The organism is bacterium, from assembly GCA_017744355.1.
Classification (GTDB): Bacteria; Cyanobacteriota; Sericytochromatia; order S15B-MN24; family UBA4093; genus JAGIBK01.
In genome coordinates this window covers 683,606-707,537 of sequence record JAGIBK010000002.1, presented here as the reverse complement: position 1 = coordinate 707,537, position 23,932 = coordinate 683,606, and the positions used below count along the sequence as shown (strand labels likewise).

Sequence of the window (23,932 nt, the reverse complement as noted above, 5' to 3'; positions counted from 1 at the left end):
TCAACCAAAAAGGGCCCCGGTCGCTGAAGCGACCGGGGCCCTTTGCCGTCTCGACTAGTGCGCGGCCGGCACGCTGCCGGCGCTCGCGGCGAAGAGGTAGACCAGCAGGGTGAGGTACAGCGCCATGAAGACGGCGCCGATGACGACGCCGGCCCCGGCGGAGAGCACGGGGGGCTCGGTCGACTCGACCTGGGGGGCGTGGGCGGCGGATGCGTGTCCCATGATTTCTTCCTTCACAGTGCCTGACGGCGGCTGGCGCGCGGCAGGACTTGGCCATGAATCTCGTCGATACCGAGTATAGCACCTCTCGGGCGAAGCGATCGCAGGTTGTCGCGCCCGCCCACTGGGGGCATAGAGCGTCATGGAGGCGTCGGTCACCGATCCCGCCCGCTCGGGGGAGCTAAGCTAGCGACGTCGCGTCTTCACCACAGGAATGGGAAATGAGCCTCAGCACGAACACCTCGCGGGTCCGCTCCATCCAGCCGGCGTCCTTCACCACCGGCCCCCTCAAGCTGACGCTGGAAGGCGGTCGCGAGCAGAACCCCGGCGATTGGCTGCTGCGCAAGTTCGCCGAGAGCAACGCCAAGCACAACCCCTTCGAGGGGCTCAAGGCCACGACCAAGCGGCCTTGGTGGCGCTTCTGGTAAGAAGCCTTACCGAAACTTTCTATCGATTTAACGTATTGATTACCTAGTCTCCGGCCGTCGCTCCGACAAGTTGATGAGAGGTTGCCCCCATCATCGAAAAGGAGCATCCATGTCGGCATCGTATCGTCCCCTGTCGCGCCTCGCCCTCTTCGGACTGACCGTGAGCATGCTTGCGGGCTGCGGCGCGCCGAGCCTCATGGGGCCGGGCGCTCAGGGTGAGGGGACCTTCCGGGCCAAGGCCAGCGAGGGCGACTTCCCGGCTTCGAGCCCCCTCAAGGCGAGCACGGTGCTCAGCTACCAGGCCGTCGACAACAACCTCCAGGGCAGCCTGCCGTCCGATCTCGACGTGATGGAGCGCCTCGTCGACCCGAAGCACATGAACCTGCTGGTCTCGGCGGACGTCTTCGCCTTCCGCTTCTCGTGGGCCAAGGGCTTCGAGAAGGTGAGCCACCGGGAGAAGGGCGGGGCGTACCGCTTCTTCGTGACCCCGGATGCGCGGGAAAACGCCTACGCCTCGCCCTACATGGGCCTGAGCGATCCCGACTCCGGCAGCGCCGGGCACCTCCAGGAGTTCGTGTCCTGGGGCTTCGGCAAGCATCCCGGCCGCCTCAAGGTCCTCGACATCCGCAGCCACGGCCACGGCCCCCTCGGCATCGCCGACGACTTCCACTCACGCACCCGCATCTTCCTGCCCGAATTGCACGGAGCCATCAAGCAAGGCACCGGCGGCAAGGGGGTGGACGTCCTCACCACCAAGGCCTGTCTCATGGCCTCGGTCGAAGTCGGCTATCAGCTCTCGGACAGCGTGGGCTACCTGGTGGCCTCCGAGGACGGCATGCTCACCCGCTCGGGCCAGGACTCGCTCTTCTACCGCAACCTGGACGTGCTCGCGAAGAACCCGACCGTCACCGCCCGCGAGTTCGCCACCGCCTACGTCACCAAGGGGATGGCGATCCAGACCGCCGAGCTCCGGACCGCGACCACCTACTCGGCGACCGATCTGCGGAAGGTGCCGGCGGCGATCGCCCCGCTCAAGGCCGTCAGCCGAGCGCTGCTCGCCCTGATGCCGACGCGCAAGGCCGAGATCCAGGCGGCACTGGAGAGCAGCCGGAACTGGGGACGCTCCCAGACCCAGACCGACCTCTACGACCTGTGCGAGAAGCTCGAAGCGCTGCGGGACCCCGCGCTGAGCGAGGCATGCGCCCAGGTGCGCCGCGCGCTCGACGGCGCGGTGGTCGTAGCCCTCTCGGACGAGGCCAACCGCGCCGGCATGCACGGCCTGACGGTCATGACCCGCCTCACCACCGGGGATCAGGCGACGAACGAGGCCCTCTTCGCCCAGTACAAGCGCACCGCCTTCGATCGCGAGGTGGGCTGGTCCCGCGTTCTCGAAGCACTCGGCCCCTACGGCCCCGAGCGCAAGGATCACAACGGCTAAGCAGGCAGTTTAGCCAGGCTCAGCGCCGGGAGGGTGAACCAGAAGGTGGCCCCCTTTCCCAGGGCGCTGCTCACGCCGATCGTGCCCCCATGGGCTTCGACCAGGGTCTTGGCGATGCTCAGGCCGAGACCGGTCCCCTTGGCCTTTCGGCCTCCGGCATCGAGCTGGCTGAAGGGCCTGAAGAGCTTTGGCTGGTCCTCCTCGGCGATCCCACCCCCCGAGTCGGCGACCTCGAAGCGGACCATTCCCTGTTCGCGACGGACCCGGATGGTGATGCGCCCCCCCGGCGGAGTGAACTTGATGGCATTGCTGAGCAAGTTGCCGAGAATCTGCTCGATGCGCTGAGGATCGACCCGCAGGACGAGCGGCTCCTCGGCAAGCTCGAGGCTCAGATCAAGCTTGGTCTCCTCGATCTGGGGGCGAAAGCTCTGGAGGAGGCCTCGGATCTTGGGGGCGAGATCGGTTTCCTCCAGGTTGATCCGGAAGGTCCCCGCCTCGATCCGGGCAAAATCCAGCAAATCGCCAACCAAGCGTTGCAGGCGCTGAGCCCCGCTCTGGATCTGCCGGACGAACTCCGCCTGCTGGGTGGTCAGGGTACCGCCCACGGCATCCTCCAGGAACTCGGCATACCCGATGACCGAGGTCAGGGGGCCTCGCAACTCGTGGGAGACGGAGTTGACGAAGCTGCTCCTCAACCGCGCAAGCTCCTTGGTCTTCTCCAGTTCGACGGTCTGATGGATGACCTCCTCTTCGGCGAGCTGCCGCTCGAGCTCGGCTTCGATGCGTTTGGCGACGATCTTCAGCAGCATCTCGACGTAGGGAATGTTGGTCAGTGGGGCCGTGTGAACCACGGCCACGATCCCCAAGGGCGCCCCGTCGGACCTGAAGAGCGGGATCCCCGCGTAGCTCTCCAGGCCGATCTCTTTCACGAAGGGGTCCTTTGGAAAGTGGGTCGCCAGATCCTTCGGATAGGCAAGAAACTTTTTGCCGTAGACCAACTCGCATGGGGTCCCGATCATCGAGTAAGAGAAGTCCTCCTCCAGCTTTCCTGGGCTCAACCAAGTGACCGCACGGATGATGGTCGGATCGGGGGTCGCCACCTCGATCAGGACGTGGCCCACGTGCAGCGCCTTTGAAAGATAACGCGCGATCGAGGTGAAGAAGGTACGCCCCGTGGAGGCCGAGAGCCCCTGCGCCAGCTCGTTCAGGGCGCTCTCGAGGCGCTTCTGCTCCGTGACGTCACGGCCGATCCCGATGAGCCCAAGCAACCGGCCCTCTCGGGAGAAGTAGGGAAACTTGATGGTCTGCATCACCCGCTCGGCCCCATCGCTGGAGAAGCGCTCCTCCGAAAGGCGCGGCTGGTGGCTGCTCATGACCGACCGATCCGCCTCCTCGAGGGAGGCGGCGAGCTCGGGTGAGACGAGGTCCACGTCTCGCTTCCCGATGATCGCCTCACGCGCGAGCCCGATAACCCTCGCGCCGGCCGGGTTGATCAGCTCGTAGCGTCCCTTGAGATCTTTGACGAAGATGACGTCGGGGGCGTGCTCGATGATCGCAAGCAGCTTGGCTTCGCTCTCGAGCAGGGCCCGCATCCGGGGATGCTGGAGGCCGCACGGGCTTGCGAGGTAGTCATTGAGGACCTTCGCGATCGCCTCCTGCTCATCCACGCCGAATACGCGGCTGAGCTCCTGAAGCTGGTCGCGGGTGCCTGCGCTGAGGTCGAGGGCGGTCGGTTCCATGGGCATTACCTCGACCGCGTATTCTCCCTCCGATCGCGCGCATGGACAACATGAGAGCGTCTCCTGGTCGATGCCGCGCTCTGGTAGACTGGACCCGTGATTCTAAAAGACGCTCAACCAGAGGAACTGCAGGCGATCTACCAGGGCCTGTTGGCGCACTTCGGCCCTCGTGGCTGGTGGCCCGCCGACTCTCCGACCGAGATGATGGTCGGGGCCCTGCTGACCCAGTCGGTCGCCTGGCGCAACGTGGAAACGTGCATCAGGCGCCTCAAGGAAGCGGAACTGCTGGACTGGCGCGCCCTCCACGCGGCGCCCGACACGCAGATCGAGGAGCTGATCCGCCCCTCTCGCTACTTCCGGGCCAAGACGCAAAAGCTCAAGGCCCTGGCCTCCCACGTCGTCATGCGCCACGGCGGGGACCTCCCGCGCATGTTCGCCACCCCGCTGCCCGAGCTTCGAAGGGAGCTACTCGCCGTCCACGGCCTCGGCCCCGAGACGGTCGATTGCATCCTCGTCTACGCGGCCCAGTTGCCGAGCTTCGTGGTGGACGCCTACACCCGCCGGATCTTCAGCCGGCTGGGCTACTTCGACGAGCGAATCGGCTACGAGGCCATGCGGCGGTTCTTCAGCGATCGCCTCCCCCCCGACGTCCCCCTCTTCAATGAGTACCACGCCCTGATCGACGCGCTGGGCCACCACCACTGCCATCCCCAGGCGCCCAAGTGCGACACCTGCCCCTTACGGGACAGGTGCCAGCACCCTTAGGCGGCCTCTATCAAACCGGGCGCTTGACCGCAGCCAGGGTCTCGATGAACGCGTCGGCGAAAGCCGGGATGTCCTGGGGCTTGCGGCTGGTGACGAGGTTGCCGTCGCGCACGACCTCCGCGTCGACCCAGGTGGCCCCGGCCCGCTCCAGGTCACGCCGGATGCCGGGCCACGAGGTCAGGCGGCGGCCTTCGGCCATCTCGGCGTCCGCCAGCACCCAGGGCCCGTGACAGATGAGGGCGACCGGCTTGTTCGCGCGCATGAAGGCCCGCAAGAAGGTCAGGTGCGCCTCCGACTGGCGCATGGTGTCGGGGCTCGCAAGACCGCCCGGCACCAGGAGGGCGTGGTAGTCGTTCATCGAGGCGTCCGAGAGCAGCCTATCGGCCTTGACCCCGGGGCCGTGCTCGAAGTGGCGCACCCCGATGATGTTCTTCAGGTGCGCCTCGTCCTGGGCCAGGATGTCCACCGTGGCACCGGCTTGGCGCAAGGCCTCCACCGGGCCATCGAGCTCGGACTGCTCGAAGCCGTCCGCGACGATGGCCGCGACCTTGAGGCCCGTGAGATCCGCCTTGGAGAGGGGGGGCATGGGATCCTCCTTTCGCGCTGTTTGGGCTCATCGTACCGGGAGGCGCCGAAACCTCAAGAAGGATTCGAGCGACGAGTTTCGCCGATCGGCGCAAGTCAGTCGCTGCGATGCAGGAAATAGATCATGACCCTCGCATGTCATCGAGGGTGGACGAGAGGAGTCCCCGAATGCCCGATACCCGCATCACCTCCGCTTCACCCGTTCGTCCGCGCCCCCAGGCGCCGGCTTCGGCGCCGGCCTCGGCCCCTGCCACTCCGCAAGCAACGGTCCGGGCAGAAGCGGATAAGCTCATGACACGAGGGGTATCCCAGGCGGATGCGACCCTGCACATCGCCCACACGGCCCTCATGCTTCCTCCAAAACCCAAGACCTCCGCAGAAGTGAAGCCCTGGCTGATGGAGGGATACAGCCGAGTGCTGAAGGCCAAGAGCGCCCAGCAGATGCTCGAAGGGGACAAGAGCGCCAATACGCGTAAGGTCGGCGAGCTGACCATGCTGATCTGGGACGTCGAGCGGCAGCTCGCCAGGCTCGACAAGGGTGATGCCGTCAAGAAGGAATTCTTCGCGGGCATCCTGCCGCCCGCCCAGCAGCTCATCGATGGCCTGGCGAAATACCCCGCGCCACCGGCCGACAAGGAAGGCAAGGCCAAGTGGCTGGGTGAGGCCAAGCAAGAACTGGCACGCGCCAAGGCAGCCGACGACCTCGTGAACACCGCGTGGATCGAGTTCCGGGCGGTCGGCTTCGACCAACGCACCAACGCGAGCGACAAGCTCTATGCATTCGAAGCCCGCGTGCGCAAGACCGAATACGAGCTCAACCCGCCGGCCCCCCGGCCCGCCGGCACGGCCACGAAAGCTGCGACCAACCCCGCCTCCTCGGCCCCCCTCTTCGGGCTGACCCAGGGCGCCAGCGAGCTGGCCAACAGCAAGAACCCCGCCGCTCAATCCGCCGGGGCCGTGATGCTGCCGATTGCGGTCACGGTCGATCTGATCGACCTCTTCACGCGCCCTCTGGCCAAGTAGGTCGATAGGGCCCTCGGGCTGCCGCTTAGTTCATGAACGGCATGCGGATCGCTTCGAGCTCGATGCTTCGCTCGGCCAGCAGCAAGAGACCGTCTCCGCCCATATCGGCGGGCTTTCGCACGACCACGACGTCGATGGCGCCACAGGCGATCGCTTGCTTGAGGTGGGCGAGCGCTCGATTATCGTCGGTACGGGTATCGTCGTACTCGCCGACGAGTTGCCAGCCGTAAGTCTCGCAGCGCAAGCGGGCCTGGTGGAGCCAGTCATGGCGAATCCCACCGGGACAGGGATCTTCCAGGATCCGAATGTAGATGGCTGCTCGCTTCTCTTTCATCAAGCACCTCGCGAAACACTCACGATGTCTTCACGATAAGACTCTTATTCTTGCATAGAACCGCTTGAGCATTCAAGCAGAAGTTGAATGCTGAGAGCAGGCGCCCGTTTTCAAGGCTTGCTTTGAGTCCCTAGGATTCCCCCACGAGGCTCCCTGACGGCAAGGAGGTACGTGGTGCTGGAGAATCGTTCGAATCAGGCGAGCGAAAAGGGAAAATCAGGCGCTCCTCAGGTGCCTCCGCCCTCGGCCGGGGCCGTCTTCCGGGGTGAAGCCCCGCAGGATCCTCAAGCGGGCATCAAGCCCGAAGAAGCGGAGTTCGCCCCTGGGCCTGGGGCCGGGGGCGATTGACGATAGGCACTGAGGCAGTCCCCAACAAAAAACCCAATCCTGAAAACTGGTTTCAGGATTGGGTTTTTTGAGGAGCCGGTAACAGGAATCGAACCCGCAACCGCCTGATTACAAATCAGGTGCTCTACCAATTGAGCTATACCGGCACAAGTACCGATCTTAACAAGCGCCAAGGCTTCTGGTCAAGGCAAGGGCAATCGCCAGGCAATGTCGCTACACCTTGCTCTTGGCTTGCAGAACCTGTCTCTGGCGCACGCGGCTCAAGGCTTCGAAACACGGCTCGGTGAGACCTTCGAACAACGGCCCTCGCTCAGCGAGATCACAAGCCAAGCGGAAGAATGGAAGCGCCGTCTCGACACTCCCCAGGCGTTCCAAGTCGCAGGCTTTTTCATAGACCAGTTCAAAGGCAAAACGATCGCAAGACCCTAGACTCTCGGTGCGCAAGCGATAGAGGCCCGGCACCGAGACGATCAAATCGGCTCCCCCCTTCACATCGAGCGCCTGACGCGTGGTGGCGACCAAGGTGTAGATGGTCTTCTTGGCATTCGAGTGGCGCACCTCGGGATAGAGCAGCGAAAAAATCGCGTCGACCTCTAGCCCTTGCGGGTGAAGCGCCAGCAAGGCCAGCAACGCGAGGCACTTCTTGCGGGGGAAGCGGATCGCCTCTCCCGCGAGCGCCACACTCGGCTCGCCGAACCATCGGAAGTGCACCAACGGTACGCGAGAAGTGCCCACAGCACTCGGTCGCACATCGCGCCGCGGTGTCTCGCCGAGGGCGATCGCCATCTCGAGGATCGGCGAAGGCGTGGCCCCCAAACCCTCGCGCAACTGGGCAAAGAGCCGACTCGCCACCTCTGCCTGTCCCATCCGGATGAAGTAGTGCCCGATGGCCGCCAAGTACGTTCCAAGCGCGGTGGGATCCGCTGAAACGAGCCAATCCGACGGAGTCTCGAGCAGGCTCTCAAGCGAAAGGGGATTGTTTTCATCGAGGCGGCGCGAGTGCAAGCGGATGGCTCGCACCATCAAACGATCCAGCGTGCCGGGATGGCGCGCTGCGTGCGTCATCAAGCGCTCCGTCCAGACGAGCGCATCAGGAGCCTCTCGCGAAAGCGCCATCATGCACCCATGCACCAGCACGATGCCCCGCGCGATGCGCACGGTGCGATCGCCAATCGAGGTTTCGATGAGCAGGGCCTCGATCTCCGCCTGCATCTTATCTTCATCACCCGCCACCCAGGTGCCATGGAGTGCCCGGATGCGCTGCGCGACGGCCGGGTTCGCTTGCTTGATCGTCTCCCATGCCTCGCCCCAAGGCAAGTCAGGATCGGTGGGCGCCACTTCCTTGGCTAGCAAATAAGCGCGCGACTGTTCATAAATGGCCAACAAGCGCTCTCGCGGCGCAACGAAACAGGGCTCGGGCAAGCCATCGAACGGCTGGGCGGCTCCCATCCAGACGATGAACTGATGGAAAAGGCGCGCCCCTTGATGATGGCCCTCTCGCTCGCATTCGAGCGCTTTGCGGTGCAGGCTCTCTAACTCCAGGCAGTCAATCAACGCAAAACGCTCATGGCACAAGCGATAGCGCCCCTTCCCATGCTCGATGGGATCCGGCATGCCCGCAGCCTTGAGCAGCTGTCGCGCCAAGTAGATGGCCTTGCGCAAGGCGACCTGAGGCTCGAAGTCCTCACTTTCCGGAAAGAGCTGCGCGACCAATTCCTCGCTGCTCAACCCTGCGGGATGCAGCGCAAGCAAGGCGAGCAGAGACAGGACCTTGCGCCTTGGAAACTCGATGACGTGCTCGCCTACCCGGAGGGAGGGCTGCCCGAGGAGCTGCAGGCAAAGGGGGGGCAGGGTATCGGCCTCCCCCACGCGGCGTAGCAAGCGCGCTTCGAGGTAGCTCAGTTTTTCTCCGTCAGGGCCTTCGAGAAAGCGTCGCAGGCGCGGCCCGGCCCCCTCATTGTCGGCGAGCACGTCCGCGACCAGCTGGTAGAGGCGCACGCGGGCCCGATCGTCCTCCGTGAGGGCCTCATCCTCGATCCGACGCAACGCCTCCTGGGCCTCCGGCAAGCGGCTCGTCTGGATCATCAGCGAGGCCCACGAGGGCCACAAATTGGCCAGAAAGCGCTTGGGGGCCGAGAGTGCTCGAATCTCGGCAAGGTTCGCCTGAGCCGCCTCCAGGTTCCCCTGATGCGCCAGCACGTGCATCTGCCAGAACCTTGCGATCGCAAGCCGGTGATGCAACGACGAGCGGCGCGCATCGGAAACCAGGTGCTTGAACAGAGAATGGGCCAGGTTGAGCTGCCCCAGGGCCAGTGCGCGGATGCCGAAGCTCGTCGCAAAGTCGAAGCGCGCCGCCGAACTCGCGTGATCGAAGGCCCCGCCCGGCACTCCGATGAAGGACTCGAGCGACGGCACCCCGCGCTGATCGAGCAGTTCGGCGTTGAGGTGCTGAACGAACGCAATCAGCACATTGGAGCGAAAGTCGTGGCGCAGGGCCAGCTCGACCAGATCACCGGCATGGGCGGCCGCCTGCGGGATTGCGGCCAGATCGATGGCCGCGGCGCTGAGGGCGTATCGCGCGCGGAACTGGGTGAAGGCGACACGCCGATCCACTTGCTCAGGGATGGCGAGAACCTCGGTCATGGCCTCCCCGGCCGCCTCGACGTCCCCTTTGCGCCAATGCAGAACCCCGCGGTAGTGTCCCCACAGCGCCTGGCCGTAGGGCGAGAGAAAGGGCGCCTCCGAAGCGAGGCGTGGCATGAGATCGATTGCCGTCTGTTTCCCGAGCCGGGTAAGCGCGGCGAAGAGACGCACCACGATCTCTCGCTCGAGTTCGGCAGAGGGCTGAAGGGAAAGCGCCCGCCGGTACAACTGGCACGCGAGGGCATCCTCCCGATCCGCCACCAGCAAGTCCGCGTGGAACATCACGAAATAAGGGTTGCTCGTTCGAAGCGCCTCCGGAGCCTCTTGGAGCGCCTGTGCGAGCCGGTCGTCTTGGCCTGAGTGACTCAGGGATGCCGCCAAGCGCTCGAAGGGCGCCACATGGGCAGGCCAGCCGCCTCTCGCCGACTCAACGGGCGCGAGGGCAGCCAGCGTCTTCGAACCGTGCGGATCGTTCGTATCCACGGATCAAGCCGATCTTTCTGTGCCGAAATGCGAACTCAACGTGGAGAGAAGGTCCCACCGACATCGGTGGCGGCGATTGCGGTAACGGTAAAAGGCAGGGCAGCGCTCGTGCCGCCGCCGGTTCGGACTGTCAGGTTGCCGCTGGTCGCGCCCGCCGGCACCTGAACGACGAGCTGTTGAGGATCCGAGCTGATGATCGAGGCAAGACGGTTACCAAAGTAGACGGCATTGTCTTGTTTCGCCCCAGCGAAGTCAAGACCGTACAGCGTGACGAGGGATCCGGGCGGAGCCGCCTGGGGCACGACGGCGTGGAGGGTCGGTGCGACCACATAACCGCCCACCCCCATCCCGGCCTTGAGGACGAACGTCTCCCCCAGGGGCACGATCCGATCCACCGGGTCCGTGTCCGCGGCGATAGCCTGCTCGACCAGTTCGTGCACCTTGTGGAACTGAGCATTCGTGATGCCGGTCCCCGCATGCAGGAAGGTGTCGGCGGTCGCAGGCATCAAGGAATCGTCGGACTGGCCGACGATCATCTTGCCGATGAGGCCCGTGACTGGCACCGAGGCAGTGCCTAGGTGACTCGTCAGGACTGCGATCGCAGTGGTCCCCGAGGTGATGCTGAGCTCCTTCTGGGTCATGAACTCCCAGGCGCCGGCGTTCCAGCGCCCCATGGTCCGCACCCGAGCGGCCGAGTTGCCCGCAAGGTTCTCGCTCAAGCCCTTGATGGCCTCGAGATAGTAGACCTCGCCGGCGGTGGGCTTCCAGTTGCGCAACGTCAAGAAGAAGCGCCCGGTCGGATCGGTGATGGTGGATGCAACCGAGCGATTGGTCACGGCGCTGATCAAGGTGACGGTCGCCGCCACCCCGACCTCATCAAGGGTCGCCTGGCTCGTGCGCGTCGCGCCGAAATCCACCCGCCCGACCAGATCCGGCACGGCCGTTTCAGGCCCGGGCGGGAGGGCGCAGCCTCCCAGCCCCACGATCAGCAACATCATCGCTCGGCGCATGGCGTCTTCCCCTAGTAGGTATACGGCAGGGTGATGCGGGTGATCTGGGTGTTTGACCCAGAGAAGTTGACCCTATAGCGAATGTAACGACGACTGAGCGTGGTGATATCCGATACCCAGGACCCCCATGCGCTGTTATCCGCGCTGTCCGAGTACTCGAAGGCGTAGTTGGCATTGTTCGCGGTGATGACAGGAGTCTCGTAGACGCCGTAGTTGGTGCCCGTATCATAGCCGTTGGAAATGGCATACGAGGGGCGCGTCGTCACCGACCACGAGGTGAGCACAGGCACTGCAGCCACCGCCCCTGTTAGATTGGCCCTAAGCTTGATGCTGGCAGCGGTGATGCCATTTAGGCTCGCGCCGATCGAAACGTTGCTCATCAGCACGGCGTTGGTCGCTCCATCGAGGACATCCACCGTGAGGGTCGTACCAGCCGGAAGCGTCCGGTTGAAGGTGACGGTATCCCAGAGGGAACTCGCCGGCAGACTGATGGCGGAGGTGACCGAGGTGCCGGTTGAACCACTCCCAAGCGTAATCGCCGATCCGCTGACGTTGAATTTAAAGAGCGACAGTGCCCCACCGTTGTAGGCCGCATTTGAGCCCAGAATGAAGAGGTGAGTACCATTCGAGCCGATGGTCGGGGACCCGATGTTACTAAGACCGGTGCTTCCGATGCTGAAGGGCAAGCTAGTAGCCGCCGACGACGGAGAAGGGTACGTCAGTGCCATCAAGGTGGTGATGGTCGCTGCAGCCGAATCCTTGTAGAGGAACGTACTTGAACCCGTGAAGCCGGCAGCGGAAAAGTTCGTGGTGCCCAAGCTAAAGGGGCTGGCAACCCCACCGAAGCTCGTGTTGGTGATCTGATGGCTCCCCCAGCCGTTGCTGAGCAGGTAATGAGTTCCGTTCGAAGCCATAAAAGGGGTATGCGAGAAGCCGCCGGAAATATACGAACCTGCGAAAGCATTGAACTTGTAGATGCTTGCCGCGTTCCCGCCAATTTCCGCGTATGCATTCTCTGAAGCCAGGTAAACATAGGCAGCCGAGGAGCTCTGATACACCATCGCACGCGTACCCAGCAAAGAACCGTCGAGAAGGGAATAGCGATAGACGGTGCCTCCGTTGTTGATGAAGTAGCTGGTCCCATCTACCCCCAACTGCGCGCACCAGGAATTTCCTGGCTGTTGTCCGGTATGGGCGATCGCGAGTGGCTGCACCGTAACTTGGTTGCTAGCATTCAGCAGCACGCCTACATTGGTGTTGGCGCTGAAGTTGGTCTGGGTGAAGGTCGTGACCGCCGCTGCCGGCTGGAGGGCGTTACTTCCCCAGGCGGCATTGGTGCCGGCATTGCGCTGGTTGGTGGTCGCGAAGTTCTCGACGACGTTCTGGCGGGCAGTGAAGGGTCCTCCGCTCTGGCTGATGATCCCCGCGTCCGACTGGACCGTGAGCGGGCCCGAGATGCGTGCGCTCAGCGAAGGGGGCGGCGCAAGGCCAACCGCCTGCGTCCCGAACCAGGACGTGATGTTTGGCGAGGGAACCCCGTTGAAGCGGATCTTGCTCTGGGGGCCTTGGGTCGCGAAGTTCTGGCCGTTGACCGTCACCGAGGTCAACTCGTTGCCAGTGTTGGGGTTGAACGACGCGATGATAGGCACCGTGAAGTTGAAGAAGAAGCCCTTGGTCACCCCGCCCACCGTGATGGTCATGGGGCCCGAGGCTGCCCCGGCGGGCACCTTGGCCACGACCATCTCGCTGTCGGCGTAGGTGACCTCGGCATCGACCCCGGCGAACTTGACCACGTTGTCCGTCAGGACCGGGCTGAAACCGGTCCCCCGGATCATGATCGAGTCGCCCGGCGCCCCGTTGGCAGGTACCAGGGCCGAGACGCTGAGGCCGCCAACGCTTCCCCCGCCGCCACCGCCGCCGCCCCCCGTGGCGGAGAGCGTGTAGCTTGCCGCCTCCTTGCTCGCCCCGAGGCTCGTCTTGACGGTGACGGTCCCCAAGAAAGGCGCGCCGGGGGGCACGAACACCCCGAGCGCCGTGGACGAAGCCGTGAAGATCGAGGCGGTCGCCGCGCCGAAGAGGACCACGTTGCCGCTCTGGATCGGCGAGAAGCCGCTGCCCGAGATGGTCATCGCCCCACCTGGCGCCGGATTCGACGGGGTCAGGGTGGTGATGCTCGGCCCGATGTTCGCCGTGTTGCGCACCGGGTCGAAGTCCTTGATCAGGTAATTGAGCATCTCAGTCGCGAGCGCTGCAATCTCGGAGTTGGGGTGATTGGTCAAAGCCGGCGAGGCGTTGAGGCTGGTACCAGAGACCTTGTTCATGGTGCCGCCAGGCGGCACGTTGAGGGGATCGAGGCTGCTGATGACCGCCACCGCGGTGGTCTGGGCGTTGATCACGACCGCCGTGCCCGAGACGCTCGTCCAGGCGCCCCCCGTCCAGGTCAAGAAGGTGCGGAAGCGTGCGACCTCGTTACCCGCGGCGTTGTTGTTGAGGCCCCGACTCGCCTCCAGCAGGTACGTCGAGCCGGGGGCGGGGGAAAAGCCGTTGAGGCCGAGCACGAAGGTGCCGTCGGCGTTGGTGCGCCCGGTGACGATGGTGAGGTTGTCCGCAAGCGAGACGAGCGTCAGGGTCGCGTTCTTGGCGGCATAGTCCGGCGCGGCCTGAATCGCGCGGCTCTCGGGCACTGACAGCGTGCCACGAATGGCAGTGTCGGTCGCGCGGGACTGTGCCGCCACCTGCTCGAGGCTCGACGTGCCGTCCGAGGTGCGCGCCGGGGCATCCGGCAAGCTCGAAAAACCAGTGGTAGCCGGAGCCACGCAGGAGGTGACGCCAAACGCGAGCAGAACGGCCATCCCAGGGGCGATACCGGGCCGGCGGCGCTTGATGGGCTGAAGCATGGTGACCCTCCTAGTTGACCGTGACCGAGGCAGTGGCGACGAGGCGCCCCGCCACGATGCGTATCTCGTAGCTTCCCGTGGAGCCGGGGGTGAAATGACCGTCGAGCAGGATGGATGCGGGGGTCCCTGGGGGAGGCGGCAGGATGGGGTAGGTTTGCTCGAAGAACCACGCGACGTTTGGCTCGGGGATCGAAGCGCCGTGCCTGTCGATCGCGCTCAGGGCGTAGTCGATGCGAGCTCCGGCCGAGGCGACGGCGCTCTCTGGGCTCAACGAGAGCCCTCGGATGATCCGAAAACTCTCCGAGCTCGTTGCCGTCAGGCCGTCGGCCTTCACCGTGATGGGGCCGTCCTCGGCGTCACTCGGCACCACGACCGAAAGCCGGCTCTCGGTCCCCGAGACGTAAGGCGCGAGAATGCCTCCGAAACGCACCTCGACCGGCTGGCCCCAGCCTTCGAAGCCGCTGCCATCGATCGCGATGGAGGAGAGGGGAGCCCCATTGGCAGGGATGGAGAGAATCTCGGGCATGTCGGCCGGGACGAGGGTTAAATCCGCCGTCACCTCGCTGCTCGGCTCCACGGTCACGGTGGCGCTTCCCTGGGCGAGCGGTAGCGAGTCGAAGCCGGGTACCTGCTCCTGATAAGCCTTGACCACGACGAGACGATTGGGACCGGCAGGCACCGAGAGGTTGGCGGTCGTCGGCAAGGTACCCGCCTGGGGCCGGCTCAGGACCGCCGAAGCCAAGACATGATTGGACGTGTCCAGCACCTGGACGGTGAGCGCGTTCGTTCGCAAGGGGATGGCCTGGCTCCGGTAATCCCGCCGCTCGGGCCAAGCCACGGTCACCGTCACCGTTCCGGACAAGGTCGGGCGAGAAGTCTCACGATGCGCGGATGAAGCCTCGGCGCCAGCAAGGGGGCTTGAGTGCTCACCCGGCATGAGCAGCGGCATGGAGACGCAGGCGGCGAGCGCGAGAGGCGCAAGCAGCGAGACGATCGACAGAGACGGGAGGACGGGGAAGCGCATCATCTTCTCCTACTTGACGATGACGTTGACGCGACCGTGCGTCGTCACGGTGATCAGGGCCGAAGCCGAGAGGCTCGATCCACGGGCGGTCGCGGTGATGGTGACGGTTCCGGCCGTGGCGGTGGATGGCGCCTGCACCGTGCCGTCCGCACCGACCGTCGCGCGAGCGGGGTCCGAGGTGGACCAGGTCACGGCCTCGTTGGTGCTGCCGTCAGACATCGCGACGGTCGAGACCAGGCGGATGCTGGTGACGAAGCCCTGCGCGCCCTGCCCCGAAGGGGACTTGGCATTGATCGTCGCCGAATTGGGCGAGACCACCACCCGCTGTGCCGTCGGGGCCTGAGTCGGCGTCGGCTCGGGCGAGGGCGTGGGGCCGGGCGATGCGGTCGAGGTTGGCTCCGGCGAGGGCGTCGCGGTCGCCTCGGGAGTCGGGGTAGGCTCCGGCGTTGGGGTCGGCGTAGGCTTGGGGCTCGGCGTGGACGTCGGAGTAGGGGTCGGCGTCGGGCTTGGGGTCGAGGTCCGGCGCTCGGACGGAACGATGGCAAGCGGCTCGAGGTGGCCCAAGTCCTCGGAGCTCGCGCAAGCCCCAAGGAGGCCCCCTGCGACCAGGAACGCAAAGAGGGGGAAACGCTCGCTTCTCTGCACTCGAAACGCCATTAGATTCTCCATGACAAAGCTCAGGGAAGTCTATACCCCTGAGATAAGCAGGCGAACGTAGGCAAATGGCTCACGCTTTTCCTGACGAGCGATCTCATGACGTCCGCCGACCCTCTTAACGCATCTGTCCCGGAAATTAACGGTGACTTAACCGTCCGATAACCGATTAACACCGTCCTAACGGTCATAACCCTCTCAGGTAACCGTTTCCCTCACGCAAGGAGGTCCCTCATGGCTGGCATCAGCGGCGTTAACAACAATCTCTCCGTTCGGACGAAGACCTACGCGCCGGCCGTGCAGAGCGTCGATGTCCAGGCGGGTGGCCCCAAGAAGGCTCCCGCGGGCGACTCCTTCACCAGCACCGTCCGCATAGGCACCCCCCTCATCAAGGTGGGGCTCGATTCCGGGATCGGCTCGAACCTCCTCAACGGCGTCAAGAACTTCTTCTCGCGCTTCACGGGTGGCCTCACCGGCGGGATCGGCGGCGGAGCGGCAGGCGGCGTCATGAACCCGGGCCTCGGCGGCTTCGCCAGCGGCGCCGAAGCGGCAGCCGGCGGGGTGGCAGCGAGCGGCCTATCAGGCGGCGTGATGGGCGGCACCGGCGGTGGCGTCATCGGCGGCGGCCTCAGCGGTGGCCTGAACGGCATCGGCAATGCCCTCAAGAGCGGCATGAACATGTGGGTCGGCGCGCTGAAGTCCAACTTCCTCGTCTCGGCCGTGGTCTCGGGCGTCACCAACCTGATCGACGTCGCCCGGGGCGAGATCACCCCCTCGAAGGCGATCGCCACCTTCGCCGTGGACACCGCCGCCTACACGGGCATCGGCGCCACCAGCACCGTCATCGGCGCGACGCTGGGCTCGCTCATCCCCATCCCCTTCGTGGGCACGGCCCTGGGCATCGCGGCAGGCATCGGCTTCGGTTACCTGTATGAAAAGACTATCCGCAAGCCCTTCGTGAACAACGTTCACAAGGCCATCACCTAAAATCACGCGACGCCACGCGTTCAGGACGCCTGCTCGGGTATATACCGAACAGGCGTCTTTTCGTCCCACGCCTCACAGGTAAAGACCCATGCAAAAGATTTCCGGCCAATCCCCGCTCTCGGGCCTCATCCCCAAGCCCCGCGCCGCCGAGGAGGGCACCGCTCCTGCCAAGGCCACGCTACCCAAGGCACGACTGTCGAACGACGCTTTGATGCTCTCGTCGGCGGTCGCCCAGGCCTCGGTGACCGTCGCCCTTCCGCCCCAGCCCATGACGAAGCTCGGCGGCACCGACTACTACCGGGCGCGCTACGAAGACTTCCAGCGCCGGCACCCGGGCGTGGAGCCCCCTGGCTACTACCTCAACTATGGCGAGAAGTACGCCAAGCGCTTCACTGAAGAGCTCGCCCCCAAGCTCTCGCCCACGGGGCAGGCCTGGCTCGCCCAGGCGCGCATGAACCTCCAGGTCGCCATCGAGGCGCGCCTCAAGGCGGACCCGGCCGCTTTCGACAAGCTGGAGCTGGACGACGAGGCCTTCAAGCAGTTCGCCTACGACACCCACCCCGAGGCCTACCTGAGCGCCGGCCTCGACAAGCTCCCGCTCAAGGACCTGGTCCGCATCGGCCTGACGCCTGACAGCAAGGACCTCTTCACGGTGATGGGCCTGGAGCAGGTCGCCGAGGTCGCCGCCGGCCTCGCCGCCGCCCACGCCAGGGATTACCTGGACCGAGGCCTGAAGCGCCTGCCGGACTGGATGAAAAGCTAAAGAAAAGCCGCCCTCGCTTGAGGGCGGCTTTTCAGTTTGAATTAGGTCACGGCCTTGGCGGCGTTGAAACGCTGCATCGCCTCGGTGAAGCCCTGGCGGATGGCCGTTTCGACCGCTCCGACCGCGTCGTCCAGGCCCTGCTCCAGCAAGGGAAGCTCATCCGGGCGGAACTTGCCGAGCACGAACGAGGTGGTCGAGGCCCCGGGCGGCAGCGGCCCGACCCCCACCCGCACCCTCGGGAAGGCCTGGGTGTTGAGGCAGGAGATGGTCGACGAGATGCCGTTGTGGCCCCCCGCCGAGCCCGAAGTCCGCACCCGCACCGTGCCGCACGGGATGGCGAAGTCGTCGTAGACGACGATGAGGTCGTCGGGCGTGAGCTTGTAGAAGTGCAGCACCTTCTGGATGGAGCGGCCCGACAGGTTCATGAAGGTGAGGGGCTCGACCAGGATCACCTTCTCGGTGCCGAGACGCCCCTCGCCGACCATGGCCTCGAAGCGCGGCTCGTGCTTGCCCTCGACGCCCATGGCCTTGGCCAGGCGCTCGACGACCATGAAGCCCGCGTTGTGGCGGGTCTCCTCGTACTGTTTCCCCGGGTTCCCGAGGCCAACGACGACCTTCATGGCCTACTCGAACATGGTGCTGATCGACGCATCCTCGTGGATGCGCAGGATCGCTTCGCCCAAGAGCCCCGCCACCGAGAGGACCTTGATCTTGGAGATTTGCTTCTCCTCGGGCAGGGGGATGGTATTGGTAATGATGAGTTCGGAAAGGGGCGAGGCCTCGATCCGCTCGATGGCGGGCCCCGAGAGCACGCCGTGGGTGACGCAGGCGTAAACCGCGCGAGCACCCTGAGCCATCAGGAGCTTGGCGACCTCGGTCAGGGTGCCAGCGGTGTCCGCCAGGTCGTCGAGGATGACGCAGGTCTTGTCCTTGATGTCGCCGATGATGTTGAGGACCTCGGCGGTGTTGTGCTTGGGACGGCGCTTATCGATGATGGCCAGGGGCGCGTCGAGCTTCTTGGCGTAGGAGCGGGCGCGCGCCACGCCGCCCACGTCGGGCGAGACGATGACCAGGTCCTCGAAGTTCTTCTTGCGGACGTACTCGACCAAGACCGGCGAAGCGTGGAGATGATCGACCAGGATGTTGAAGAAGCCCTGGATCTGGGGGGCGTGCAGGTCCATGGTCAAGACGCGGGTGGCGCCGGCGGTGGTGAGCAGGTCGGCGACCAGCTTGGCCGTGATGGCCTCGCGGCCCTGGGCCTTGCGGTCCTGGCGAGCGTAGGCGTAGTAGGGGATCACGGCCGTGATCGAGTGGGCCGATGCGCGCTTGAACGCATCGAGCATGATCATCAGCTCCATCATGTTGTAGTTGACCGGGTGGCAGATGGGCTGCACCAAGAAGACGTCGGCCCCGCGCACCGAGTTCTGGATCTGGACGTAGATCTCGCCGTCCGAGAAGTTCGCGATCTTGATGGGTTCGATCTCGGTGCCCAGGTAGGTGGCGACCTCCTCGGCGAGCGCCGGGTTGGCCGACCCCGAGAAGATCTTCATGGAGCGCTGCGGGATGTGGACCCGCTCGCCGCGCCGAGAGGAGAGCATGGTGGTCTGGTCCGTCATTGCTTGATGCCCTTTCGCTGCATGGCCCAGCCGAGCTTCACGGCCTGCCGAGCACGCCCAAAAGCGAGCGCGCCGTCGGGCACGTCTTGGGTGATGGTGGAACCTGCCGCCGTGTAGGCGCCAGCGCCGATGGTGACAGGGGCGACGAGGGTGTTGTTGGAGCCGACGAAGCTGCCCTCGCCGATCGTGGTGCGGTGCTTGCGCTCCCCGTCGTAGTTGCAGGTGATGGTGCCCGCCCCGATGTTGGCCTTGGCGCCCACCGAGGCATCCCCGATGTAGGCGAGGTGCGAGGCCTTGGCGCCATCGCCGAAGACCGAGCCCTTGACCTCGACGAAGTTGCCGATCCGGCAGTTGGTGCCGATTTCGGCGCCGTTGCGGAGATGAGCGAAGGGGCCGACGATGGTGCCGTCGCCCACCGCCGACTCCGAGAGGTACGACTGGAGGATGGTGACGTCATCGCCCAGCACAGCGTCGATGAGCTGGCTGTGCGCGCCGATGCGGCAGCCGCTGCCGACCCGGGTGCGGCCGTAGAGCTGGACGCCCGACTCGACCACCGTATCCTCGCCGAGGGAGACCCGGGGCCCGATCCAGGTGGTGCGGGGGCTCTCGATGGTCACCCCGGCTTCGAGCCACTGGCGCGCGGCGCGCTCCTGGTAGGCTTCGCCGAGGGCCACCAGCTCCAGGCGGGTGTTGACGCCCGCGACCTCAATCTCGTCGTCGGTCGCGTAGGCGGCGACCACCAGGCCCTTGGCGTTGAGGGCCGTCACCGCATCCGGCAGGTAGTACTCGCCCTGGGCGTTGTCGTTGCCGATGCCCTTGAGGGCCGCGAGCAGTTGGGGCCAGTCGGCGAGGTAGACCCCGGCGTTGACCTCGCCGATTTCGCGCTCGGCCTCGGTGGCGTCCTTGTACTCGACGATCCGCGAGAGGTGACCCGCGGCGTCCCGCACGATGCGACCGTAGCGCGAGGGGTCCTGGGGCTTGAAGGTGAGCGCCGTCAGGGCGGCACCCGCCTTGCGGTGGGTGTCGAGCATCGCAAGCAAGGTCTCGGGGCTCAAAAGGGGCACGTCGCCACTCAGGATGACGACCTCGCCCGTGAAGCCCGCAAGGGCGCTCTCGGCCTGGAGGACCGCGTGGGCGGTGCCGAGCTGCTCACGCTGCTCGACGGTCTGGACCGCCTCGCTCAGCGCGGCGCGGACCTGCTCGGCGCCGTGGCCGACGATGGCGACCGTGCGCGAGATGCCGAGCCGCTCGACGGTCGCGAGCACGTGCCCGATGAGGGGCTCGCCCGCGATCCGGTGGAGGACCTTGGGCAGGGCGCTCTTCATTCGAGTTCCCTTGCCGGCGGCGAGAATCAGTGCGGTGAGCTGGGAAACGTCGTGAGTCGATTCGGGCATCGGGACTCTTTCTCTCCTATCACGAAGGCCGGGTAGGGCCTATTCTAGCACTTGATCGTCAGGCTGGCCGTCAGATTCTTCGTCGTCCTCGGGCTCCTCCAGGTGCAGATCCCGTAGGCGCTGCTTGGATTTTCGGCGCGAGTCGTCGCGCGCTCCCGCCGCCAGGCGGATCAGCTTGGTTTCGCCCCCGCCGGCTGCGGCCTTGCGCTTGATGGCGCCCTCGTTCTTGGTGCTGGTGGAGGCCAGGCGCTCCTCGGTGGCTTCGAGCTCTTCGAGGAAGCGCAGGTAGCTGGCGAAGCGGCTCTCGGCGACCTGCGCCCGCTCGGCGACCGCGCAGCCGGGTTCGCCCCGGTGCAGGCAATCGGGGAAGCGGCAGTCGGGGATGTGGGGCGCCATCTCGGGGAAGAGCCAACCGAGCTGGGTGGGGTGCAGGGGGCCGAAGCCCAGGTGCGAGTAGCCGGGGGTGTCCGCCACGTAGGCGGTCTCGCCGGCGGTTTCGAGGGCGTAGAGCGAGGCGTAGGTCGTGGTATGGCGGCCACGCTGGATCTTGGCGCTGACCTCGGCGGCCTTGAGGGCGAGGCCCGGCTCCAGGGCGTTGAGCAAGGACGACTTGCCCACCCCCGAGGGACCGGCAAAGACGGTCTCCTTGCCGGCGAGCAAAGCGCGCAGGGGCTCCACGTCGCCGCGCTCGGCCGAGACCGTCACCACCGGGTAGCCGATGGCGCGGTAAGGGGCGACCAGAGCCTCGAGGACCTCGGGGTCGAGCAGATCAGCCTTATTGATGGCGATCGCGCTGTCGATCCCGCTCTGGGCGACGAGCACCAAGAAGCGGTCGAGCAGCATGGGATTGAAGGCGGGGCGATCGGCCGCGAAGACCAGGACCGCCTGGTCCACGTTGGCGATGGGCGGCCGCGGCAGCATGTTGAAGCGGGGCAGGACCTCGGCGACGGTGGCCGTGCGGTTGGCCAGGTCGATCTCCTCGATCAGGACGCGATCGCCCACGTGGATGGCGACCCGCTCCTTCTTGAGGCGGGCCCGCGGCAGGCAGACGTAGTCCTCGCCTCGGAAACGAACGGTGTAGTAGTTCGTGATCCGCCGGATCACGACCCCCGCGTCCGGTCCCCAAGCGCGCTCGGTCATTCGGCCACGGGCTCCGGATCCTTCATGCCCTTCAAGAGGGGCACGATCTCGCCCGAGGACTTGAGCGCCTGGCGCCGCAGCTGGCCGCAGGCGGCCGCGATGTCCGCGCCGCGCTCGACGCGCACCGTCACCGGGAAGCCCGCCGCCTCGAGCACCGCGCGGAAGGCCTGGATGGCCTCGGGCTTGCTCGGGCCGAACTGGGCGTCGGTCGCGTTGAAGGGGATGAGGTTGACGTGGGTGTGGATGCCCCGCAGCCAGTCGGCGGTCTGCTTGGCGAGCTCGGGGGTGTCGTTGACCCCGTCGAGCATGACGTACTCGATGGTCAGACGACGGCCCGTGCGCTCGGTGTAGTCGAGCACCGCCTCGCGCAGGACCGCGAGCGGGTACTTGCGGTTGAGGGGCACCAGGAAGTTGCGCAGCTCGTCGTTCGGCGCATGCAGCGAGAGCGCGAGCGTCAGCTGCAAGTCTTCGTCGGCGAGCTTCTGGATGCCGGGCACCACCCCCGACGTCGAGACCGTCAGGTGCCGCATGCCGATGCCGACTTCCTCGTTGAGGAGGCGCACGGCCTTGAGGGTGCTCTCGTAGTTGAAGAGGGGCTCGCCCATGCCCATGAAGACCACGTGGGAGACCCGCTCGCCGGTGCGGCGCTGAATCTCGAGGACCTGGGCGACGATCTCGCCGGGCGACAGGTGTCGCTGGAAGCCCGAGAGGCCCGTCTCGCAGAAGGCGCAAGCGACCGCGCAGCCGATCTGGGTCGAGACGCAGACGCTGGTGCGGCCCTCGCTCGGCATGAACACGCTCTCGATCATGCCGCAGCCGTGGGTGTCGAAGAGGAACTTCTGGGTGCCGTCGGTCGCCACCTGGACCCGGGTCACCTCGAGGGCGCCGGTACCGTGGCCCGCCTCGGCGAGCTTCGTGCGGAAGCTTGCTGGCAAGTCGCTCATGGCGGCGAGATCCGTCTGGCTCTTCTGGTAGAGCCAGGTTGCGAGTTGCTTGCCCCTGAAGGGCTTCTCACCGAAGGACTCGGCGAGGGTTTTGAGCTCCTGGGTCGTCAGACCCGCCAATTCAGCCATGCGTGCGCTCCATTCGCGCGATGAAAAAGCCTTCGACCCCGTGCTTGCTCGGCAAGAGCTGGATCATGCCGTTCGGGGCCTCCTCCCGCCACGCCTCCGGCAGGTAGGGCCGGATGTCGCCCGGCTTGAAGTCCGGGTGCGCCGCGAGGAAGTCCCTGACCACCGCTTCGTTCTCAGCCGGGTTGATGGTGCAGGTGGCATAGACCATCACCCCTCCGGGCTTGAGGGCCTTGGCAACGCTCGCGAGGATCGCGAGCTGCTCGGCCGGCAACGCGTCCACCTGCTCGGGCGTCTGGTGCCAGCGCAGGTCGCTCTTGCGGTAGAGCACGCCGAACCCGGAGCACGGCGCGTCCACCAGGATGCGATCGGCCACCACGTCGAAGGGCGCGGTGCCGTCCTGGTGACGCAGGGTCACGATGTGCTCCCCGAGGCGGGCGGCGTTCTCTGCCACCAGTTCAAGGCGCCCCTCGTGCGGATCGACGGCGATCACCCGACCCTCGTCCCGCATCAAGGCGGCCAGGTGGGTGGTCTTGCCGCCGGGGGCCGCCCCGATGTCCAGCACGGTCTCTCCGGGTTGGGGATCGACCACGCGGCTCGCGAGCATGGCGGCCTCGCCCTGCACGTACCAGGTCCCCTCATTATACGCGGGGATCTGGCTCAAAGCCACGCCATGGGCAAAGCGAAGCCCCTCGCTCACGACCGGGCTCGGCTCGGCGTCGAGGCCCGCCTCGCGCAGCTGTGCGAGCAGGGTGTCGCGCTCGATCTTGAGGGTGTTGGCGCGCAGGGCCATGGGGGTGGGGTGATTGCTCGCTGTGGCGAGCTCGGCGGCGACTTCGAGGCCGTAGGCTTCGACCCAGCGCGAGACGAGCCAATCGGGAAGCGATTCGCGCACGCCGATGGCGGCGACCGGCTCGCGAGCGGGGTCGGGCATGGGAACCTCGCGGCCTTCGCGCTGGACGCGCCGCAAGACGGCGTTGGTCAGCTTGGCGACCCCCGAGTGACCGTAGCGGTGGGCCAGCTTGACTGCCTCGTCGATGGCCGCGTGGGCGGGGATCCCCGAGGTGTAGAAGAGCTGGTAAGCCCCCATGCGCAGGTTGTTGCGGATGGGGGCGGTGAGCTTGTCGAGGCCGGTGCGGACGAAGGCCGACAGCACGTGATCGAGGGTCCGGCGCCGACGGACGGTGCCGTTGACCAGCTCGGTGATCAGGGCGCGATCGCGAGGGGAGATGCCCGAGAGGCCCTGCAGGGCCAGGTTGGCGAAGGCGCCGCGCTGCTCGACGTCGATGAGGATCTTCAGCGCCTGAGCGCGGGGCGTAAGTGTGGCCATAATCTCCTAAAATGCAAGAAAGGCGGCACGTGCCGCCTTTCC

Annotated in this window: 21 protein-coding genes and 1 tRNA gene; 6 read left to right on the top strand and 16 right to left on the bottom strand. The window is 65.8% G+C overall.

Going from position 1 to position 23,932, the window contains the following annotated elements:
- Positions 1-54: 54 nt before the first annotated feature.
- The gene (locus J7643_08845) at positions 55-222 is read right to left on the bottom strand and encodes a hypothetical protein (protein MBO9540684.1); all 168 of its coding nucleotides are present in this window, start codon (positions 220-222) and stop codon (positions 55-57) included.
- 218 nt (positions 223-440) lie between these two features.
- On the opposite strand from J7643_08845, the gene J7643_08840 reads away from it, so the two are divergent.
- Together J7643_08840 and J7643_08835 are read left to right on the top strand one after the other, a co-directional pair.
- The gene (locus tag J7643_08840) at positions 441-647 is read left to right on the top strand and encodes a hypothetical protein (protein ID MBO9540683.1); all 207 of its coding nucleotides are present in this window, start codon (positions 441-443) and stop codon (positions 645-647) included.
- A gap of 109 nt (positions 648-756) precedes the next feature.
- Complete coding sequence (locus J7643_08835; GenBank protein ID MBO9540682.1) at positions 757-2,085, top strand: hypothetical protein; 1,329 nt, start codon at positions 757-759, stop codon at positions 2,083-2,085.
- Here the strand turns inward: J7643_08835 and J7643_08830 are convergent.
- Entirely contained in the window at positions 2,082-3,824 is a 1,743-nt protein-coding gene (locus J7643_08830; GenBank protein ID MBO9540681.1) for a PAS domain-containing sensor histidine kinase, read from the bottom strand. The genes J7643_08835 and J7643_08830 overlap by 4 nt on opposite strands.
- Positions 3,825-4,025: 201 nt before the next feature.
- Between J7643_08830 and J7643_08825 the strand changes: the two genes are divergently transcribed.
- Positions 4,026-4,589: an endonuclease III domain-containing protein gene (locus tag J7643_08825; protein MBO9540680.1), complete on the top strand. Its 564-nt coding sequence runs from the start codon at positions 4,026-4,028 to the stop codon at positions 4,587-4,589.
- Positions 4,590-4,599: 10 nt separating this feature from the next.
- Here J7643_08825 and J7643_08820 read toward each other — a convergent pair whose 3' ends face one another.
- Complete coding sequence (locus tag J7643_08820; GenBank protein ID MBO9540679.1) at positions 4,600-5,175, bottom strand: type 1 glutamine amidotransferase; 576 nt, start codon at positions 5,173-5,175, stop codon at positions 4,600-4,602.
- A gap of 167 nt (positions 5,176-5,342) precedes the next feature.
- Between J7643_08820 and J7643_08815 the strand changes: the two genes are divergently transcribed.
- Positions 5,343-6,197, top strand: coding sequence for a hypothetical protein (locus J7643_08815; GenBank protein MBO9540678.1), 855 nt, complete (start codon positions 5,343-5,345; stop codon positions 6,195-6,197).
- A 25-nt stretch (positions 6,198-6,222) separates the two neighbouring features.
- Here the strand turns inward: J7643_08815 and J7643_08810 are convergent, their stop codons facing one another.
- From J7643_08810 to J7643_08780, 7 genes are all read right to left on the bottom strand, one after another.
- On the bottom strand, positions 6,223-6,531 hold the full coding sequence (locus tag J7643_08810; protein MBO9540677.1) for a hypothetical protein: 309 nt from the start codon (positions 6,529-6,531) through the stop codon (positions 6,223-6,225).
- A 421-nt stretch (positions 6,532-6,952) separates the two neighbouring features.
- A tRNA-Thr gene (locus tag J7643_08805) sits at positions 6,953-7,025 on the bottom strand.
- A gap of 67 nt (positions 7,026-7,092) precedes the next feature.
- On the bottom strand, positions 7,093-10,005 hold the full coding sequence (locus J7643_08800) for a hypothetical protein (protein MBO9540676.1): 2,913 nt from the start codon (positions 10,003-10,005) through the stop codon (positions 7,093-7,095).
- A 35-nt stretch (positions 10,006-10,040) separates the two neighbouring features.
- Positions 10,041-11,015 (bottom strand): IPT/TIG domain-containing protein, encoded by a 975-nt coding sequence (locus tag J7643_08795; GenBank protein MBO9540675.1) that lies wholly within the window; start codon positions 11,013-11,015, stop codon positions 10,041-10,043.
- 11 nt (positions 11,016-11,026) lie between these two features.
- Positions 11,027-13,912 (bottom strand): IPT/TIG domain-containing protein, encoded by a 2,886-nt coding sequence (locus tag J7643_08790; GenBank protein MBO9540674.1) that lies wholly within the window; start codon positions 13,910-13,912, stop codon positions 11,027-11,029.
- Between the two features lie 10 nt (positions 13,913-13,922).
- Complete coding sequence (locus tag J7643_08785) at positions 13,923-14,936, bottom strand: hypothetical protein (GenBank protein ID MBO9540673.1); 1,014 nt, start codon at positions 14,934-14,936, stop codon at positions 13,923-13,925.
- Positions 14,937-14,945: 9 nt separating this feature from the next.
- On the bottom strand, positions 14,946-15,593 hold the full coding sequence (locus tag J7643_08780) for an Ig-like domain-containing protein (protein ID MBO9540672.1): 648 nt from the start codon (positions 15,591-15,593) through the stop codon (positions 14,946-14,948).
- A 231-nt stretch (positions 15,594-15,824) separates the two neighbouring features.
- Between J7643_08780 and J7643_08775 the strand changes: the two genes are divergently transcribed.
- A complete protein-coding gene (locus J7643_08775; protein MBO9540671.1) occupies positions 15,825-16,577 on the top strand; it encodes a hypothetical protein in 753 nt (250 codons plus the stop codon).
- A gap of 88 nt (positions 16,578-16,665) precedes the next feature.
- The gene (locus J7643_08770; protein ID MBO9540670.1) at positions 16,666-17,340 is read left to right on the top strand and encodes a hypothetical protein; all 675 of its coding nucleotides are present in this window, start codon (positions 16,666-16,668) and stop codon (positions 17,338-17,340) included.
- 41 nt (positions 17,341-17,381) lie between these two features.
- On the opposite strand, the gene J7643_08765 is transcribed toward J7643_08770, so the two are convergent.
- The 6 genes from J7643_08765 to rsmB are packed head-to-tail and all read right to left on the bottom strand — an operon-like array spanning position 17,382 to position 23,890.
- Positions 17,382-17,960 carry an aminoacyl-tRNA hydrolase gene (locus tag J7643_08765; GenBank protein ID MBO9540669.1) on the bottom strand — a complete coding sequence of 193 codons (579 nt, stop codon included), beginning with the start codon at positions 17,958-17,960 and terminating at the stop codon, positions 17,382-17,384.
- 3 nt (positions 17,961-17,963) lie between these two features.
- Entirely contained in the window at positions 17,964-18,938 is a 975-nt protein-coding gene (locus J7643_08760) for a ribose-phosphate pyrophosphokinase (GenBank protein MBO9540668.1), read from the bottom strand.
- Positions 18,939-18,952: 14 nt separating this feature from the next.
- The gene (gene glmU, locus J7643_08755) at positions 18,953-20,350 is read right to left on the bottom strand and encodes a bifunctional UDP-N-acetylglucosamine diphosphorylase/glucosamine-1-phosphate N-acetyltransferase GlmU (protein MBO9540667.1); all 1,398 of its coding nucleotides are present in this window, start codon (positions 20,348-20,350) and stop codon (positions 18,953-18,955) included.
- A 39-nt stretch (positions 20,351-20,389) separates the two neighbouring features.
- Entirely contained in the window at positions 20,390-21,490 is a 1,101-nt protein-coding gene (gene rsgA / locus J7643_08750; protein MBO9540666.1) for a ribosome small subunit-dependent GTPase A, read from the bottom strand.
- On the bottom strand, positions 21,487-22,563 hold the full coding sequence (gene rlmN / locus J7643_08745) for a 23S rRNA (adenine(2503)-C(2))-methyltransferase RlmN (GenBank protein MBO9540665.1): 1,077 nt from the start codon (positions 22,561-22,563) through the stop codon (positions 21,487-21,489). Before rlmN ends, rsgA begins: the two co-directional genes overlap by 4 nt.
- Positions 22,556-23,890, bottom strand: a complete 1,335-nt coding sequence (gene rsmB, locus J7643_08740; protein ID MBO9540664.1) for a 16S rRNA (cytosine(967)-C(5))-methyltransferase RsmB — start codon at positions 23,888-23,890, stop codon at positions 22,556-22,558. The genes rlmN and rsmB overlap by 8 nt, the downstream gene beginning before the upstream one ends.
- Between the last annotated feature and the right edge of the window lie 42 nt (positions 23,891-23,932).

What these genes read in the sequence shown, in the direction of transcription:
- rsmB (MBO9540664.1), bottom strand. Translation starts at nt 23,890, where the DNA reads ATGGCCACACTTACGCCCCGCGCTCAGGCGCTGAAGATCCTCATCGAC.
- rlmN (MBO9540665.1), bottom strand. Translation starts at nt 22,563, where the DNA reads ATGGCTGAATTGGCGGGTCTGACGACCCAGGAGCTCAAAACCCTCGCC.
- rsgA (MBO9540666.1), bottom strand. Translation starts at nt 21,490, where the DNA reads ATGACCGAGCGCGCTTGGGGACCGGACGCGGGGGTCGTGATCCGGCGG.
- J7643_08825 (MBO9540680.1), top strand. Translation starts at nt 4,026, where the DNA reads ATGATGGTCGGGGCCCTGCTGACCCAGTCGGTCGCCTGGCGCAACGTG.
- J7643_08780 (MBO9540672.1), bottom strand. Translation starts at nt 15,593, where the DNA reads ATGGCGTTTCGAGTGCAGAGAAGCGAGCGTTTCCCCCTCTTTGCGTTC.
- J7643_08845 (MBO9540684.1), bottom strand. Translation starts at nt 222, where the DNA reads ATGGGACACGCATCCGCCGCCCACGCCCCCCAGGTCGAGTCGACCGAG.
- J7643_08810 (MBO9540677.1), bottom strand. Translation starts at nt 6,531, where the DNA reads ATGAAAGAGAAGCGAGCAGCCATCTACATTCGGATCCTGGAAGATCCC.
- J7643_08775 (MBO9540671.1), top strand. Translation starts at nt 15,825, where the DNA reads ATGGCTGGCATCAGCGGCGTTAACAACAATCTCTCCGTTCGGACGAAG.
- J7643_08790 (MBO9540674.1), bottom strand. Translation starts at nt 13,912, where the DNA reads ATGCTTCAGCCCATCAAGCGCCGCCGGCCCGGTATCGCCCCTGGGATG.
- J7643_08795 (MBO9540675.1), bottom strand. Translation starts at nt 11,015, where the DNA reads ATGCGCCGAGCGATGATGTTGCTGATCGTGGGGCTGGGAGGCTGCGCC.
- J7643_08815 (MBO9540678.1), top strand. Translation starts at nt 5,343, where the DNA reads ATGCCCGATACCCGCATCACCTCCGCTTCACCCGTTCGTCCGCGCCCC.
- J7643_08820 (MBO9540679.1), bottom strand. Translation starts at nt 5,175, where the DNA reads ATGCCCCCCCTCTCCAAGGCGGATCTCACGGGCCTCAAGGTCGCGGCC.
- J7643_08760 (MBO9540668.1), bottom strand. Translation starts at nt 18,938, where the DNA reads ATGCTCTCCTCTCGGCGCGGCGAGCGGGTCCACATCCCGCAGCGCTCC.
- J7643_08830 (MBO9540681.1), bottom strand. Translation starts at nt 3,824, where the DNA reads ATGGAACCGACCGCCCTCGACCTCAGCGCAGGCACCCGCGACCAGCTT.
- J7643_08785 (MBO9540673.1), bottom strand. Translation starts at nt 14,936, where the DNA reads ATGCGCTTCCCCGTCCTCCCGTCTCTGTCGATCGTCTCGCTGCTTGCG.
- J7643_08835 (MBO9540682.1), top strand. Translation starts at nt 757, where the DNA reads ATGTCGGCATCGTATCGTCCCCTGTCGCGCCTCGCCCTCTTCGGACTG.
- J7643_08770 (MBO9540670.1), top strand. Translation starts at nt 16,666, where the DNA reads ATGCAAAAGATTTCCGGCCAATCCCCGCTCTCGGGCCTCATCCCCAAG.
- J7643_08765 (MBO9540669.1), bottom strand. Translation starts at nt 17,960, where the DNA reads ATGAAGGTCGTCGTTGGCCTCGGGAACCCGGGGAAACAGTACGAGGAG.
- glmU (MBO9540667.1), bottom strand. Translation starts at nt 20,350, where the DNA reads ATGCCCGAATCGACTCACGACGTTTCCCAGCTCACCGCACTGATTCTC.
- J7643_08840 (MBO9540683.1), top strand. Translation starts at nt 441, where the DNA reads ATGAGCCTCAGCACGAACACCTCGCGGGTCCGCTCCATCCAGCCGGCG.